General features: G+C 63.6%; 12 protein-coding genes and 2 pseudogenes. 9 read left to right on the top strand and 5 right to left on the bottom strand.

Translation table 11 applies throughout. The features are described from left to right. Positions 1-19: 19 nt before the first annotated feature. Positions 20-421, top strand: a pseudogene (locus PAN31108_RS20305) (VOC family protein); the annotation flags it as partial. Between the two features lie 217 nt (positions 422-638). Here PAN31108_RS20305 and PAN31108_RS20300 read toward each other — a convergent pair. Continuing rightward, entirely contained in the window at positions 639-2,006 is a 1,368-nt protein-coding gene (locus tag PAN31108_RS20300; protein ID WP_150670574.1) for a GGDEF domain-containing protein, read from the bottom strand. A 917-nt stretch (positions 2,007-2,923) separates the two neighbouring features. On the opposite strand from PAN31108_RS20300, the gene PAN31108_RS20295 reads away from it, so the two are divergent. The 5 genes from PAN31108_RS20295 to PAN31108_RS20275 all read left to right on the top strand — a co-directional run bounded on the left by PAN31108_RS20295 (position 2,924) and on the right by PAN31108_RS20275 (position 7,955). Then, positions 2,924-3,658, top strand: a complete 735-nt coding sequence (locus PAN31108_RS20295) for an ABC transporter permease (protein ID WP_150670618.1) — start codon at positions 2,924-2,926, stop codon at positions 3,656-3,658. 21 nt (positions 3,659-3,679) lie between these two features. Next, positions 3,680-4,600 (top strand): glycine betaine ABC transporter substrate-binding protein, encoded by a 921-nt coding sequence (locus PAN31108_RS20290; RefSeq protein WP_150670573.1) that lies wholly within the window; start codon positions 3,680-3,682, stop codon positions 4,598-4,600. 43 nt (positions 4,601-4,643) lie between these two features. Further along, complete coding sequence (locus tag PAN31108_RS20285; RefSeq protein ID WP_039393117.1) at positions 4,644-5,291, top strand: ABC transporter permease; 648 nt, start codon at positions 4,644-4,646, stop codon at positions 5,289-5,291. After that, positions 5,288-6,487 carry an osmoprotectant ABC transporter ATP-binding protein OsmV gene (locus PAN31108_RS20280; RefSeq protein ID WP_150670572.1) on the top strand — a complete coding sequence of 400 codons (1,200 nt, stop codon included), beginning with the start codon at positions 5,288-5,290 and terminating at the stop codon, positions 6,485-6,487. Before PAN31108_RS20285 ends, PAN31108_RS20280 begins: the two co-directional genes overlap by 4 nt. Positions 6,488-6,716: 229 nt before the next feature. Beyond that, a complete protein-coding gene (locus PAN31108_RS20275; protein ID WP_150670571.1) occupies positions 6,717-7,955 on the top strand; it encodes a mechanosensitive ion channel family protein in 1,239 nt (412 codons plus the stop codon). A 250-nt stretch (positions 7,956-8,205) separates the two neighbouring features. On the opposite strand, the gene PAN31108_RS20270 is transcribed toward PAN31108_RS20275, so the two are convergent. Beyond that, a complete protein-coding gene (locus PAN31108_RS20270; protein ID WP_150670570.1) occupies positions 8,206-9,330 on the bottom strand; it encodes an alkene reductase in 1,125 nt (374 codons plus the stop codon). Positions 9,331-9,563: 233 nt separating this feature from the next. Beyond that, a complete protein-coding gene (locus tag PAN31108_RS20265) occupies positions 9,564-10,850 on the bottom strand; it encodes an MFS transporter (protein WP_150670569.1) in 1,287 nt (428 codons plus the stop codon). Between the two features lie 274 nt (positions 10,851-11,124). Between PAN31108_RS20265 and PAN31108_RS20260 the strand changes: the two genes are divergently transcribed. After that, positions 11,125-11,940: a TetR/AcrR family transcriptional regulator gene (locus PAN31108_RS20260; protein ID WP_246184055.1), complete on the top strand. Its 816-nt coding sequence runs from the start codon at positions 11,125-11,127 to the stop codon at positions 11,938-11,940. A gap of 153 nt (positions 11,941-12,093) precedes the next feature. On the opposite strand, the pseudogene PAN31108_RS20255 reads toward PAN31108_RS20260, so the two are convergent. Beyond that, positions 12,094-12,168: pseudogene (locus PAN31108_RS20255) on the bottom strand (methyl-accepting chemotaxis protein); the annotation flags it as partial. A gap of 281 nt (positions 12,169-12,449) precedes the next feature. Continuing rightward, positions 12,450-13,040: a helix-turn-helix domain-containing protein gene (locus PAN31108_RS20250; RefSeq protein WP_174995070.1), complete on the bottom strand. Its 591-nt coding sequence runs from the start codon at positions 13,038-13,040 to the stop codon at positions 12,450-12,452. A 246-nt stretch (positions 13,041-13,286) separates the two neighbouring features. Here PAN31108_RS20250 and kbl point away from each other — a divergent pair, with 246 nt between their 5' ends. Both kbl and PAN31108_RS20240 read left to right on the top strand, forming a co-directional pair. Then, the gene (gene kbl, locus PAN31108_RS20245; RefSeq protein WP_150670568.1) at positions 13,287-14,504 is read left to right on the top strand and encodes a glycine C-acetyltransferase; all 1,218 of its coding nucleotides are present in this window, start codon (positions 13,287-13,289) and stop codon (positions 14,502-14,504) included. Positions 14,505-14,506: 2 nt separating this feature from the next. Continuing rightward, the gene (locus PAN31108_RS20240) at positions 14,507-15,484 is read left to right on the top strand and encodes an NAD-dependent epimerase/dehydratase family protein (protein ID WP_150670567.1); all 978 of its coding nucleotides are present in this window, start codon (positions 14,507-14,509) and stop codon (positions 15,482-15,484) included. Positions 15,485-15,629: the final 145 nt, after the last annotated feature.

Raw genomic sequence — 15,629 nt, 5'->3', positions numbered from 1 at the left:
CGCCGTAGCGAGCCAAGGGATGAAGATTCCGTTCGTCGCCCTCGATCACGTCGTGCTGCGCACCGCCGATGTCGCCCGGCTCCGGCACTTCTACATCGATGTATTGGGCTGTACGCTGGAGAAGGTGCAGGCCGACATCGGACTGGTGCAACTGCGGGCGGGCGATTCGCTGATCGATCTGGTGGATGTCGCCGGGACGATCGGCCGCCAGGGCGGCGCGGCGCCCGGCCCGGAAGGGCGCAATCTCGATCACTTCTGTTTGCGCGTGGCGCCGTTCGACGACGAGGCCATTCGTCAGGGACTCGCGTCGCACGGCGTGACGCTGGGCGAGGTCGTGCAGCGCTACGGCGCACAGGGCGAGGGGCCATCGTGTTATCTCAACGATCCGGATGGCAATACCGTCGAACTCAAGGGGCCTCCGCGTCGTCTTCCCGATCGGCTTGACGCTCGCGTGTCTCAACCGGCACGCCTCTCAGACCTCACTGACCCTCCCATCGCTCGCGCTTCACGCGTCGAGATCGCGGGCAACCGATAATCGGGGCGACGCGAAAAGATGCGGCCATGAGGCATTGCCGGCTTAGTGGTCGTGGTCGCTCTCGTTGTCGTTGTCGGCGCGGCGGGCGTTGACGCAACGAACCTCACGCCGCCATCTGTCCCAGCACGCTCTGATCGCGTCCCTTGTGCTTGGCCTGATACAGCGCCTTGTCCGCACGGTCGAGCATCGCGCTGATGACGAGCGGCTCGCCCGGCTGCCATGATGCAATCCCCACGCTGATCGTGATCGCCTCGCCTTCGTCGCGCGCTGTTTGCGGCAGCAGATCGGAACTCGCGCGCTTGACCGATTCGCGAATCCGGTCGGCGACCCGCAGCGCCGCATGCTGATCGATCTCGGGCAACACCACCGCGAACTCCTCGCCGCCGAGACGCACGGCGAAGTCGCTCGGCAACCGGATGCAATGCTGGATCGTGGTGGCGATGCGCTGCAATACGGCGTCGCCGAACGGGTGTCCGTAGCGGTCGTTTACCTGCTTGAAATAGTCGATGTCGATCAGCAGCACGGACAGCGGAATCGCGCGCTGCTGCACACGCTCCGCGACGAGGCGGATGCGATTGTCGAAGTAGCGGCGGTTATAGATGTGCGTGAGCGGATCGATGAACACTTTCTCCACCAGATCCGTGTTGGTGAGCGCGAGCGATTGATACTGACGCGTGATTTCCCACACGAGCGCGAGCGTGGCGACACCCGGCGACGCCAGAGCGAGCAAACGCGCCGCATACCACTGATAAGACGCTTCGCTCGGTGCGGTTAGCGAGAGCAGCAACTGACACAGCGAGATGGTGACGACGACCCACACGAGCAAAAACAGCTTGTGCGACAAACGCGTGATCACCGCGATGCGCCACCACAGCGCGACGTAGGCGACGAAGAGCGCCCCGAGCGCGAGCGTCTCGATGTCTATGCCCCCCGCCAGATGCGGTGTGATCAGCGTGCGTCCGGCCCCAGCGAGCGAGAGCGATACCGTCACCCAGATAACCAGCACGGTCGCGCCGTATCGTGCGGCTTCGGAATAGCCCGGGCGCGTATGCGGATCCATGCGCGTGCGCGAATAGCTGCGTACGCTTAGCATCACGTACGCGGCGAAGCTGGCTTCGGCCACCAGCCAGAGCCAGAACGGCGCGCGTGTGGCGTGCGTGGAGATGCCGGCCAGTTGATTCGCGAGCAACACCCCTTCGGTGAACATGAACAGGCCGCGCAGCAGGAATGCGCAGCCGAACTGCGCGAAGTAGCGCTTGCCGTTATAGAGATACTGAACGCCGAGCAGACACGCCGTCGACAGGTTGAGAATGCCGCCTGCGGAGACGAGAAAGAAGGTGAGCAACGGGTTCACCGCGCCTTCGAAAGCGCGCGCAAGGAATCCGCCGAGCGTGAGCGCGGCGCACGCAGCCAAAATTGTGGTCGCGGCAACGCGATTGCCCTGTTCGGTACGGCTGATGGTACTTTTCATAGTTGTTATTCGCCATTCAACGAACTCGTGCCCGCGCACGATCGCTTTTTTACCGTTCAATACTGTTCAATCACCGCGCCCGCGAATCGCCGCAAGGTCATGGCCTCACGTTACGCCCACGTTTCCCCGATTTTTCGCTAAATGATTGAAAACTAAGATAAACCTCGGAGAATACACGAGTTTTTCCGGCTTCGCATCCGTTTCCGAAGCGGGGTGCTGATTTCCGTACGCGCACCCGACGACATGCGGATTTCGACGCCGTGACGCACCATGTCGGGGCGGAAAAACACGATGCCGTCGGCGCCGGAAAACAATTCGCCGCGGTACATCGATCCGCGATGCGAAACGTCGAAATGCAGGATTTCGGGACGTCGTAAAGCCGTGTTGCAGATGCAACTTTTCATATTCCCGCAACGCCAGTGACGACGGGGGATTTCAGCGTACGCAATTAATTAGTTATCCTGTTTATTAAGCGATCGATGGGTGTAATTGCGTGTAAATATGCCGGATTCTTCACTAAAAACGTGCTACGGGTTGGCATCGACGCACTATCTGTACTAGAATAAAAAAAGCCAATCGCTTCGGTTGGCCCATAGAATCAAAAGCGTTGCCGGTGTTCCTCGTTGCGCCGGCGTCCTTACCATCACGCAATGAGTTTGTGCAGTAAAACTTTCGCGCGCTTTCAATAAGCGTGCACCGAGAGGCCCAGGCGCCCACGGCGTCGAAAGCTCGTCTCTCATGTCGCATTTCGCGACGCCTTGTTCGTCACCGTCGTCTTCCACAGACCTTCGGATCGAACACATCACAATTCGCAAGGCAGCTATCAGTTGTCATGCTTGATTGACCGCGTTGTCACGTGGGGCGATGGCTATGGCTATTGCCTCGCGCGCAGCGCTGCCAACCCATTCAAAGGGAGCATGAACGTGGCGAAGCAGTATCGCATTCTCTATCTGGCCGGCTTCGGACTGCTCGGTGTTGCCGCCGCAGTGACCGGTCTGGTGTATTGGCTGGGCGTCGATTCGCTCATCAAATACCGGGGCGACCTGGTGTATTACACCCAGCAGCATCTCAAGCTAGTGGCGATTTCGATGACATTGGCCATCGTGGTCGGCGTGCCTGCGGGCGTGCTGATCTCGCGGCCGATGTTCGAGAAACACGCTGAGCGTGCGGTGCAGATTTTCAACATTGGCAACACACTGCCGTCGCTCGCCGTGCTGGCGCTGTCGATGGCGGTCCTCGGGATCGGCGACCGGCCGGCCATTCTGGCGTTGTGGCTCGCGTCGCTGCTGCCGATCGTGCGTAACGCGTACGAAGGCTTGCGGCAGGTGCCTCCCGCGCTGCGGGAATCGGCGCGCGGCATGGGCATGACGCCGGCGCAAGTGCTGTTCCGCGTCGATCTGCCCAACGCCATGCCGGTCATCGTCGGCGGCGTGCGCACTGCGCTCGCGATCAACGTCGGCACCGCGCCGCTCGCGTTCCTGATCGGTGCGGACAGTCTGGGACAGTTGATCTTCCCGGGCATTTATCTCAACGACCAGACCAAGTTGCTGCTCGGCGCGGCCGGCACGGCGTTGCTCGCGCTCGTGCTCGACGGCATCGTCGCTTTCGTCAGCGGGCTCTGGTTCGCGCGTCACGGCGCCGCTGCGCGCTAAGACTTCAGGAGACCCACACGTATGCCATTTTCTTTTCCTCGCTTCATCACGCGCTGCACGCGTGCGCTGGGCGTCGCGGTCGTCGCGCTCGGTGCGTTGGCGACGAGCGCTGCCGCACCGGCCGCCACACTCACCATTGGCGGCAAGAACTTCACCGAGCAGTTGATCCTCTCCGAGATGACGGCGCAATACCTGCGCAGCAAGGGGTACGACGTCGAACTCAAGAACGGGCTGGGCAGCGTGGTAATGCGCCAAGGCATGGAGAGCCATCAGCTCGATGTGGTCTGGGAGTACACCGGCACGTCGCTGATCGTCTACAACAAGGTCAGCGAAAAGCTCGATCCGCAGCAGACCTACGAGCGTGTGAAGGACCTCGACGGCAAGATCGGCCTCGTCTGGCTTAACCCGGCCGCGCTGAACAATACCTATGCATTCGCCATGCCGGGCAAGATCGCGCGTGACGAGGGCATCGAGACCGTGTCGCAACTCATCGAGACATTCCGCACGCATCCGAAGATGCAATTTGCCTTCGACATGGAGTTCGTCGGTCGCTCCGACGGTCTCGATCCGATGGAGCAGCTTTACGACTTCCATCTCGAGCGCCGCAACATCAAGCAGATGGACCCCGGCCTCGTGTACACGGCGCTCAGGAACGAGCAGATCGATGCCGGTCTCGTTTATACGAGCGATGGCCGTAACAAGGGTTTCGATCTGAAGGTGCTGGCCGACGACAAAGGCTTCTTCCCTGCGTATGCGGCCACGCCGGTGGTGCGCAAGGAAGTCCTCGACGCCAACCCCAAACTCGCCGACGAACTCAACGCGCTGTCCGCGAAGATCAACGACGAGAACATGCGTGACATGAATGCGAAGGTCGACATCGACCATCGGTCCGTCTCGCGTGTGGCGAGCGACTTCCTCAAGCAGGAAGGACTGGTGCAGTGACGGCGATCCATTGCCGTCGCCCACTGACTGATTGAGGAGTCCCATGATTGAATTTCTGACACACAACTGGCATCGCATCCTGACCCTGACCGGTCAGCACGCGTGGCTGGTCGCCGCCTCGGTCGGGGCGGCTATCGTGGTCGGCGTGCCGCTGGGCGTGCTGGTCACGCGTTTTCGCTGGTTGTCGGGCGCTGTGCTGGGTCTGGCGACGGTCGTGCTCACGATCCCGTCGATCGCCCTGTTCGGCCTGATGATCCCGGCGCTGTCCGTGTACGGCATGGGCATCGGCCCGGCGCCCGCCGTCGCCGCCGTCTTCCTGTACTCGCTGCTGCCGATCATGCGCAACACGAGCCTCGCGTTGCGGCAGATCGACCCCAGCATTCGCGAAGCCGGCATCGGCATCGGCATGACGTTCTGGCAGCGACTTCGCCTCGTCGAACTGCCGCTGGCCGTGCCGGTGGTGCTGGGCGGCGTGCGCACTGCCGTCGTCATGAATATTGGCGTGATGGCCATTGGCGCCATCGTCGGGGCCGGCGGTCTCGGGGTGTTGATCACCCAGGGCATCAGCCAGAGCGATACCCGGCAACTCGTCGTGGGTGCGGTCATGGTGAGTTTGCTCGCCATCGTCGCCGACACCCTGTTGCACCGCCTTCAGCGCGTGCTGACACCGAAAGGAATCCGAACCGTATGATCAAACTCGACAATCTCACCAAAAGCTTCGTTCAGAAGGACGGCACGCGCGTGACCGCCGTGAACTCGGTCAGCCTCGAGGTGCCGCCGGGCGAAATCTGCGTCTTCCTCGGCCCGTCGGGATGCGGCAAGACGACCACACTCAAGATGATCAACCGGCTGATCAAGCCGACGTCCGGGCACATTCTGCTCAACGGCGAAGACACCGGGAAGATCAACGAAATCGAACTGCGCCGCCATATCGGCTATGTGATCCAGCAGATCGGCCTGTTCCCGAACATGACCATCGAGGAGAACATCACGGTGGTGCCGCGTCTGTTGGGCTGGGACAAGCAGCGTTGCCGCGAGCGCGCGACCGAACTGATGGCGATGGTGGCGCTCGATCCGAAGCGCTATCTCTCGCGCTATCCGCGCGAGCTCTCGGGCGGCCAGCAACAACGTATCGGCGTGATCCGCGCCCTGGCGGCGGACCCGCCCGTGTTGCTGATGGACGAGCCGTTCGGTGCGGTCGATCCGATCAACCGCGAATCGATCCAGAACGAGTTCCTGCAAATGCAGCGTCAACTGGGCAAGACCGTCATCATGGTCAGCCACGATATCGACGAGGCGATCAAACTGGCCGATCGGATCGCGATCTTCCGTCAAGGCCGTCTGGTGCAATACGCGCAACCGGATGCATTGCTGGCGCGCCCGGTCGACGAATTCGTCGCGAGCTTCGTGGGACATGACCGAATTCTCAAGCGCCTGCTGTTGGTGCGCGCAGAAGACGCCGCAACCCCGCAACCGACCGTCAAGCCACAGACGACGCTGGCCGAAGCCTACGGCATGATGGACGAACTCGATACGCGTTCGCTGGTGGTCGTCGACGAAAGCGCACGCGCGCTGGGGTACATTGCACGTCGCGATACGCGTCATGCGCAAGGCACCTGCGGCGAGCGGGTGCGTGAGTTCAAGGCGTCGGCCGTTGCCGGCGACAACCTGCGCGTGCTGCTCTCGCGCATGTACGAGCACAATCTGGCATCGCTGCCGGTGTTGGGTGACGACAATCAGTACCTCGGCGAGGTCACGCAGGATTCGATCGCGGACTATCTGAGTTCGGGCAAGTCGCGGGGCAATGGTGGCGGCACGATCATTGCGCCGTCGCTGCCGGGCGCGCCGAGTGTCGTCGCGAGCGTGCCGTTCGGCGCATCGGTGTAAGCTGCCGGGACCGCCGTTGCACCGACGCAGCCCCAAGACGCGGGGCAACGAGGCGGACCTGTATCGCAGATTTTTCGAGTGTCGGGAGACGGGGAGGAAACGTCTTGCCGGCACCGCCAAGAATGACGGCCCACCGCGGCCGTCATTTGCGTTTGTCCGTCGTCGGTCGACCACGGTGAGCGACCGGCGGGCATCATGTAAAGCAATCGGTGAGTCAAGGAGTTAGGGGATGACGTGGGAAGCGGTAATGGCTTGGTTCGACAATGCGCCGCGGGCGCGCATGGTCGGGGGGCTGGCGATGCTGATCGTGGCGGCGGCACTGACGCAGGCCGTGGCGCAGTTTCTGATCGTTCGTGTGGTGCGTATGGTGGTGCAGCGCACCGCCAATCGCTGGGACGACGCGCTGCTCGCGCATCGCGTTTTCCATCGGGCGGCGCGCGTGCTGCCCTATCTGGTGATTCAGTTCGGCATCGAGCTGGTGCCGGATCTGCCGGAGAAGGCCGTGCTCGTCATCGGCAACGTGGCGCTCGCCACGACGCTGCTCTACGCGACGCTGGCCGTCGCGGGGATTCTGGATGCGGCGCAAACCGTGTACGCGATGTCGGAGCATGCGCGTACGCGCTCGATCAAGGGATACGTGCAGTTAGGCAAGATTGCGCTCTACGTCGTGGCGGCGATCGCCATCGTCGCCACGATCATCGACCGTTCGCCGTGGCTGCTGCTCTCCGGGTTAGGCGCAATGTCGGCGGTGCTGCTGTTGGTGTTCAAGGACACGATCATGTCGTTCGTGGCGAGCGTGCAATTGACGTCTAACGACATGCTGCGTGTGGGCGACTGGATCGAAATGCCGCAAGTCGGCGCCGATGGCGATGTGGTGGATATCGCGTTACATACGGTGAAGGTGCAGAACTGGGACAAGACGATCACGACGATTCCGACGTGGCGTCTGATCTCCGAGAGCTTCCGCAACTGGCGAGGCATGCAGCAGTCGGGCGGTCGTCGCATCAAGCGCACGCTGTGTATTGACGCCGGCAGTGTCGGGTTTCTGGACGACGCCGAGATCGCGCGGTTGTCGAAGCTGCATTTGCTGGGGGGTTATCTTTCGGAGAAGCAGCGTTCGCTCGCGGATGCCAATGCGGCGCTGGGCATCGCGGCGGGGGTGCCGGCGAATACGCGGCGTTTGACGAACATCGGCACGTTCCGGGCGTATGCGTTGGCCTATCTGAAGGCGCATCCGAACATCCATGACGGCATGACATGCATGGTGCGCTCGTTGCAGCCGACGGCTACCGGGATTCCGGTCGAACTCTATTGCTTCACGAACACGATCGTTTGGGCCGAATACGAGCGCGTACAGGGCGATGTCTTCGATCACTTGTTGGCCATCCTGCCGGAGTTCGGCTTGCGCATGTACCAGAATCCGGCGGGTGCCGATCTGGTTCGCTGGCAGGCGCAGCGCGCGGCGTAGCGAACGAATTGCCGGCGTCTCGGGGAAAAAATGCACCGGGGCTACCGGCGTTCATGTCACGTCAACGATGCGTCTTCGCCCGCCGACGAGACAGGGGCGCACGGCGATGGATTCGTCGCCGCGAATCCAGGCGGCCCGGCGGATGCAACAAGGGCTCCCGAAGGAGCCCTTTTCGAAGGGGGCCGTCGCACGGCGGCATCAACTCGATGGGATGTCGCGTGCCTGGCGCACCGTACGTTCAGGGCGTCCGTTACGCCGCCGACTCGTCCAGCGTGGGATAGTCGACGTAACCACGCGCATCGCCGCCGTACAGCGTATCGCGATCCAGTGCGTTGAACGGGCCGCCGCGCTTGAGGCGCTCCACCAGATCCGGGTTCGCAATGAACGGTTTGCCGAACGCAATCAGATCCGCGAGGTTTTCCTTGCGGGCCTTGAGCGCCAGTGCAAGGTCATAGCCGTTGTTGGCCATGAACGTGCCCTTGAAGCGGTGGCGCAGCTTCTGGAGATCGAAGCCGCCTTCCACTTCGCGCGGGCCGCCCGTCGCGCCTTCGACCACTTGCAGATACACCAGGCCGAAGCGGTTGAGCTGTTCGACGGCATACGTGAACACCGGTTCCGGATTGCTGTCGCCGCAATCGTTGGCCGGGCTGATCGGCGACAGGCGGATGCCGACACGATCGGCCCCCCAGACGTCGACGACCGCTTGCGTGACTTCGAGTACCAGACGCACGCGGTTTTCGATGCTGCCGCCGTACTGGTCCGTGCGATGGTTGGTCTTGTCGCGCATGAACTGGTCGAGCAGATAGCCGTTCGCGGCATGGATTTCCACGCCGTCGAAACCGGCGCGCTTCGCGCATTCGGCAGCATGCCGATATTGCTCGATGATGCCCGCGATCTCGGACGTTTCCAGTGCGCGCGGCACCGGATGCGGCTCGAAACCATGTTCCGTGAACGCCTTTCCGGCAGGCTGAATCGCGGACGGCGCCACCGGCAGCGCGCCGCCGGGTTGCAGCGACGGATGCGAGATGCGGCCCACGTGCCACAACTGGCAGAAGATCTTCCCGCCCTTGGCATGCAACGCGTCGGTGACCTGCTTCCAGCCGGCGACCTGTGCTTCCGTATAAATGCCCGGCGTGAATGCGTAGCCCTTGCCTTGCTGCGAAATGTTGGTGGCTTCGCTGACGATGAGCCCGGCGGATGCGCGCTGGGCGTAGTACTCGGCGACCAGCGGGCCCGGCACGTCGCCCTTGCCTGCGCGGCTGCGGGTGAGCGGCGCCATCACGATGCGATTACTCAGTTCGAGCGGGCCGAGCTTGTACGACGAAAACAGGTCGGTATCGAGCGCGGCGAGTTGGGTATGTTGCGAATCCGTCATGGCTGAATGTCCTGTGAAAGTCGGGGGTGCTGTACTGCACAAAGCTCGCACAGATTACGGCAATTCTCCCGGCCGTGCTTAGCACGACGACGTTGTTTCGGCCAACGACCCCCGCCACCAAAGCGCGCCGGATGCCCTGCGCCGAAGCCGGGCTTGGCGACGCGTTGTCATTCAATGGATGCGATGTCGGATGGCGGTCGAGTACGTCGAAAAAGGGCCTTCGAAATGCGTTCTCAGGCGCGCGCTGCCATCGGGCGCTTCGGCGCGTGCGGCGCAATGCGTAACACCATGATCGCGCCGATGATGCAAACGCCGCCGGAGAGCATCGAGGCCATCGTGTAGTTACCAAGCGTTGCACGCAGCGATCCGGCCACGAGGGCTGCGGTCGCCGCCCCGAGCTGATGACCGGCAACGATCCAGCCGAACACGATCGGGGCCATCGTCTTGCCGAACACGTCGGTCGTCAGGCGCACGGTCGGCGGCACCGTGGCGATCCAGTCCAGACCGTAGAACAGCGCGAACAGCGGCAGGCCGAAGAAGTCGAGACCGAAGGCGTAGGGCAGATAGATCAGCGAGAGTCCGCGCAGACCGTAGTACCAGAAGAGCAACACACGGCTGTTGTAACGGTCCGAGAGCCAGCCCGACGCGGTGGTGCCCACCAGATCGAGAATGCCCATCGCCGCCAGAATGCTGGCGCTCTTGACTTCGGAGATGCCGTAATCGCCGCACATCGCGATGAAGTGGGTGCCGATATAGCCGTTGGTGCTTGCGCCACAGATGAAGAAGCTGAAGAACAGCAACCAGAAGTCCCGCTTGCCGGCAGCCATGCGCAGTGCCGACAAGGCGGCGGTGAGCGGATTGCCCTGGCTGAGCGGGACATCCGGCGCGTCTTCGGGCGCGCCGACCGGGCGCAGGCCCACCGACCCCGGACGCTCCGGCACCAGCAACGCTACCAGCGGCAAGACCACTGCCGCCACCAGCGCGACAATCAGCACCACCGGTCGCCAGCCGTAGTTTTCGGTGATCGCCGCCATGAGCGGCAGGAACACCATCTGGCCCGTGGCCGAACTGGCGGTCAGAATCCCCATCGCCAGGCCGCGATGCGTGTGGAACCAGCGATTCGACACCGTCGCTGCGAGCGTCACCGCCGCCACGCCCGTTCCGCCGCCGACCATGACACCCCAGATCAACACCATTTGCCACGGCGCCGTCATGAGCGAAGAGAGCGCCGTGCCCGACGCCAGCAGCAACAGCGCCACCATGACCGTCGGACGAATGCCGAAACGCTGCATGGCGGCGGCGGCGAACGGTCCCGTCAGGCCGTACAGCGCCAGATTGACGGAAATCGCCAGCGAAATCGTGGCGCGGCTCCAGCCGAAGTCGTGTTCGAGCGGCACCATCATGACGCTGGGGGTCGCGCGAATGCCCGCCGAGGCGAGCAGAACCAGGAAAATGACGCCGACGACGATCCACCCGTAGTGGAAGCGACCGTCGATGCGCTTGGCAAGTGCAGCCTTCATGGCGGAAATCCTTGCTGAGGTTCGGTGTCGGGTGCCGAACCGGGAACGTTTGCGAGAGCCGGGCAGTCTATGCTGATCGGTAGCATTGTGACTGATCGGTAACATGAGGTTGCCATGTTATGAACCGATCGGTAACATGTCAAGTATTCCTTTGTGACGGCAGGGATTTGTCCGCTGCGCGGTGCTCGCACCGAACGCAGTCGCCGAATGCGGCCCGGTGGCATTCACGGGTGCGCGCCTGATCGTCCAAGTATCGTTTCAGGGAGGGCCGGAAATGGCCAAATCGACAACGCCCCCCGCGCTCGACACCATGTCGGTCGCACCCGAGGACACGGCGGGACCGGCAAGGGAGGACGGTGATGGCGTGATGCGTCATGCACCGAAGCACGCTGGCGGCGAAGCAGCGGGCAAGACGGGCACGGAAAAGGGGGCCGGGGCGCGACGTCGCAGTGCTGCCCCGAGAGCGGGAAAGCCCGCGCGACATGTCACGCCGGCACCTATTGCCCAACAGCATCTGCTCGATGCTGCCGTCGAGCTGTTCCATAAGGAAGGCGTGCGCGCGGTAGGCGTCGATGCGGTCGTCAAGCGCGCGGGCGTCAACAAAATGAGCCTGTATCGTCAGTACGCATCGAAGGACGATCTGATTCTGGCGTATCTGGATCATATGCAGACGGCGAGTTTGGCGCGCATCGACGAGAGCATCGCGAAACGGGCAGGCGAGCCGCGCGCCCAGATGCTGCAAATCTTCGTGGATTTGTCCGAGCGCGCGAGCAAGCCCGGCTATCGCGGGTGTCCGTTCGTGAACGTGGCCGCCGAATTCCCGGATCCGGCGCATGCGGCGCGGCTCTCGGTGGTGAACTACAAGGCGGAAGTGGTCAAACGCTTTACTGCGCTCGCGACGGCGGCAGGCCTGGCCGAGCCCGCCCCGCTGGTCAATGCGCTGTGTCTGGTCCTCGAAGGTGCCTATGCGGCGAGCCAGACCTTCGGTCCGGGATCGCCGCCGTTGCGCATTCTGCCGACGGTGGCGCGTCAGGTGATCGAAGCGGGCTTGGCGGGCGGCTTGGCGGGCGAATTGACGGCGATGGCCTGAAGCATTTCGCCTCAGTACCGGCAGGGGGCGCGACGCGACGCGTCGCGCCGGTCGCACGCCCTCACGTCTTGCAACACACGCGCCCGGCGGACGCGGCCGGCTCAACGAGCGCAGCCTTCTGCTGCGTCACCTCACCTCACCCATCGGCGTGACGGCCCGCGCGGCTTCCACGGCGGCGTTCCGCGCCAGAATGTTGGTCTGGAACGCGATGCCGTCGATCACGCTGATGTCGGCCAGAGATACGTGACGAACGGATCGTCAGTCCGCGCGGCGACGCGGTGACGCGGTGACGATGTGCGACCGCAGACCACAATGTCGCTTTCAGACGCAAACGCTGCATTCCTTCGTCATCCCCACTGATTCCGCTTTGGTGTTGCATTGGCGGTGGCCGCACGTGACGTGGCGACACGTCCGGGCGGTCCGTTAAGCGATCGGTTGTCGGCGCCTTCGGCGAAGGCGCCGACCGAACGTGCGCTAACGGCGGTTCGCAGGGGGACTTGAGCTTTGGCTTACCCGTGGATGACGATCATCAGTCCGCGCGCCACCGACTTGCCGACGTTGCGAATGGCATGGGCACGGTCGGCCGGATAGCGCGCGGTCTCGCCCGGCTTCGCGCGGCGCGCGACATGTTCGACCTCGATGTCGACCTGCCCGTCGAAAACGGTGAAGTGCTCGCGCGTGCCCGGGTCGTGCGGTTCGGAGACGAGCGCCGCGCCGGGTTGCAGCGTGAGTTCGTACCATTCGAACTTCCCCGCCAACTCCATCGGCCCGAGGATCTTCAACTGATACGCCTGCTCCGCGCCCGCCAGTGTCGGGGTCTCGTGCTTGCCGTAGATGCGCACCGGCTCGGGGTCGCCTGCCGGCGCGCCCAACAACTGGTCGAGGCGCACGCCCAGCGCGTTGGCCAGCCGCCACGCCACGGCGATGGTCGGGTTCGCCTTGTCGCGTTCGATCTGCGAGAGCATGGACTTCGAGACGCCGGAGGCGCGCGAGAGCGTCTCCAGGGTCATGCCACGCTCTTTGCGCAGTTGCTGAATCATGTCGCCGACGGGCGGCGGCGCGATCGGGGACATCGCGGACGCTGCGGGAGTGCTTGCCATATGAATTCCGGGATATTAGAATTTTTCAATATATTGAAACTTGTTCAATATAAAGTATAGTTTCCGATAAGCTGTATGTCGTGATGGTAGCAGAGCGCGCTTGCGGGCACGCCGGGTTTGCGCCCCTACGTCGCGATTTCCACGATATCGAAGCCGACCGGCGTCCAAAAGCGTCGACGGCAATCCCGGGCGGGGCCTCACGACGGTCCCGCCGAACGCAAAACAGCATGAAAGGAGATGCGCCCGATGACCGCACATACCCAGGAGGCCCGCGAGGGCTTCTACCGTCAACTGACCGAACGACTCGAAGACACGCGCCGTCAGGGCCTTTTCAAGCAGGAACGCGTGCTCATGTCGCGGCAGGGGCCGGAGGTCATGTGCGACGACGGACAAACGCGTATCAACCTGTGCGCCAACAATTATCTCGGCCTGTCGGGCAGCGAGTCGCTCGTCAAGGCGGGGCAGAAAGCGCTGGAAGACTTCGGCTTCGGCCTGTCGTCGGTGCGCTTCATCTGCGGCACGCAAGGTCCGCATAAGGAACTCGAAGCCCGCATCGCGGCGTTTCTCGGCACGGAAGACGCCATCCTGTACGCCGCCGCGTTCGACGCCAATGGCGGCGTGTTCGAGCCGCTGTTCGACGAGCAGGACGCCATCATCTCCGACGCGCTGAACCACGCCTCGATCATCGATGGCGTGCGGCTGTGCAAGGCGCAACGTCTGCGCTACGCCCACAACGACATGGACGACCTCGAGCGCCAGTTGCAGGCGGCGGCCGGCGCGCGTCATCGCATCATCGTCACCGACGGCGTGTTCTCGATGGACGGCACTATCGCCCAGCTCGACCGCATCGTGGCGCTCGCCGGGCAGTACGGCGCGCTGATCATGATCGACGAGTGTCACGCGTCCGGCTTCATGGGGCCGACGGGGCGCGGCACCCATGAGCATCACGGCGTGCTCGGCAACATCGACATCATCACCGGCACGCTGGGCAAGGCGCTGGGCGGGGCGATGGGCGGCTTCACGGCGGGGCGTCGCGAAGTGATCGAGACGCTGCGCCAGCGCTCGCGTCCGTATCTTTTCTCGAACAGCCTCGCACCGGCGATCGTCGGCACGTCGCTCGCCGTGTTCGACGAACTCGAACACTCGTCGGCGCGCCGCGAGCAACTGCACGCTAACACCGCGTTCTTCCGTCAGGAAGTGGCAGCGCTCGGTTTCACGATCAAGCCGGGCACGCACCCGATCGTCCCGGTCATGCTGTTCGACGCCACGCTCGCGCAGCGTTTCGCGCAACGCCTGTACGAACTCGGCGTGATCGCCACGGGGTTCTTCTACCCGGTGGTGCCGCAAGGTCAGGCGCGCGTGCGCGTGCAACTCTCCGCAGCGCATACCCGCGAACATCTCACCCGGGCGCTGGCCGCGTTCGCCCAGGCCGGTAACGAACTCGGCATTCTCAAGCAAGGTTGATCATGGAACGAATTCTCATCATCGGCGCGAACGGGCAGATCGGCAGCGAGCTCGTCGAGGCGCTCGCAGCGCAGTACGGCAACGAGAATGTCGTCGCGACGGATATCGCCCCGGGGCCCTCGCGCCATCCGGTGCATTACGAGACGCTCGACGTGCTCGATGCGGCGCGACTGGCTGCGCTGGTCGAGCGTTTCGGCATCACGCAGATTTTCCATCTGGCGGCGCTGCTCTCGGCCACCGGCGAGACCCGTCCGCTGCAAGCCTGGACGCTGAACATGAACGGTCTGCTCAACGTGCTCGAACTGGCGCGCGAGCATCAGGGCAAAGGCAGAGGCTTGCGCGTGTTCTGGCCGTCGTCGATCGCCGCGTTCGGCCCGCACACCCCGGCCGTCGAGACGCCGCAGCTCGCCATCATGGATCCGACCACGATGTACGGCATCAGCAAGCAGGCGGGCGAGCGGCTATGCGAGTACTACTTCTCGAAGTTCGGCGTGGACGTGCGCAGTCTGCGCTACCCGGGCGTGATCAGCTACAAGACGCCCCCGGGCGGCGGCACGACGGACTACGCCATCGAGATTTTCCAGGCGGCGCGTCGCGGCGAGACATACACCTGTTTCCTGAAAGAAGACGCTACGCTGCCGATGATCCACATGCCGGACGCCGTGCGCGCCACGCTCGAACTGATGCATGCCGATGCGTCGAGGCTGCGGGTGCGTTCGTCGTACAACGTGGCCGGCGTCAGTTTCGATCCGAAGACGCTCGCCGGCGCGATTGCCCGTCGGGTGCCTGGCTTCAAGGTCGAGTACGCGCCGGACTTCCGTCAGGCGATCGCGCAGACGTGGCCACACACGCTCGACGACACGCATGCCCGCTACGACTGGGGCTGGAAGCCGGCGTTCGATCTGGACGCGATGGTGGACGACATGCTCGCCAACGTGCCGCTGGACTGGCATGCGCCGGTGCTGGGAAACGCAGCCTGAAGGAGCGACGACCGCCTGACGGGGATCAAGGCAGGATCGAGATAGGCGGCGCGTCTGACCGCTTCGGTGAGCGCCGACGGTAGGCGCGAGCCGATCGGGGCGCGTGCGATGCGAATCGTACGCGCCTTGTTTCGTTCGGCGACGG

Origin of the sequence: Pandoraea anhela (assembly GCF_902459655.1) — a bacterium.
Classification (GTDB): Bacteria; Pseudomonadota; Gammaproteobacteria; order Burkholderiales; family Burkholderiaceae; genus Pandoraea; species Pandoraea anhela.
The sequence above is the reverse complement of the archived record's forward strand: the minus strand, read 5'-3'. Positions and strand labels throughout refer to the sequence as shown.

Bases quoted from the DNA above. Each gene is read 5' to 3' on its own strand.
- PAN31108_RS20290 (WP_150670573.1), top strand. From the start codon at position 3,680: ATGCCATTTTCTTTTCCTCGCTTCATCACGCGCTGCACGCGTGCGCTG.
- PAN31108_RS20250 (WP_174995070.1), bottom strand. From the start codon at position 13,040: ATGGCAAGCACTCCCGCAGCGTCCGCGATGTCCCCGATCGCGCCGCCG.
- kbl (WP_150670568.1), top strand. From the start codon at position 13,287: ATGACCGCACATACCCAGGAGGCCCGCGAGGGCTTCTACCGTCAACTG.
- PAN31108_RS20300 (WP_150670574.1), bottom strand. From the start codon at position 2,006: ATGAAAAGTACCATCAGCCGTACCGAACAGGGCAATCGCGTTGCCGCG.
- PAN31108_RS20280 (WP_150670572.1), top strand. From the start codon at position 5,288: ATGATCAAACTCGACAATCTCACCAAAAGCTTCGTTCAGAAGGACGGC.
- PAN31108_RS20270 (WP_150670570.1), bottom strand. From the start codon at position 9,330: ATGACGGATTCGCAACATACCCAACTCGCCGCGCTCGATACCGACCTG.
- PAN31108_RS20265 (WP_150670569.1), bottom strand. From the start codon at position 10,850: ATGAAGGCTGCACTTGCCAAGCGCATCGACGGTCGCTTCCACTACGGG.
- PAN31108_RS20240 (WP_150670567.1), top strand. From the start codon at position 14,507: ATGGAACGAATTCTCATCATCGGCGCGAACGGGCAGATCGGCAGCGAG.
- PAN31108_RS20260 (WP_246184055.1), top strand. From the start codon at position 11,125: ATGGCCAAATCGACAACGCCCCCCGCGCTCGACACCATGTCGGTCGCA.
- PAN31108_RS20295 (WP_150670618.1), top strand. From the start codon at position 2,924: ATGAACGTGGCGAAGCAGTATCGCATTCTCTATCTGGCCGGCTTCGGA.
- PAN31108_RS20275 (WP_150670571.1), top strand. From the start codon at position 6,717: ATGACGTGGGAAGCGGTAATGGCTTGGTTCGACAATGCGCCGCGGGCG.
- PAN31108_RS20285 (WP_039393117.1), top strand. From the start codon at position 4,644: ATGATTGAATTTCTGACACACAACTGGCATCGCATCCTGACCCTGACC.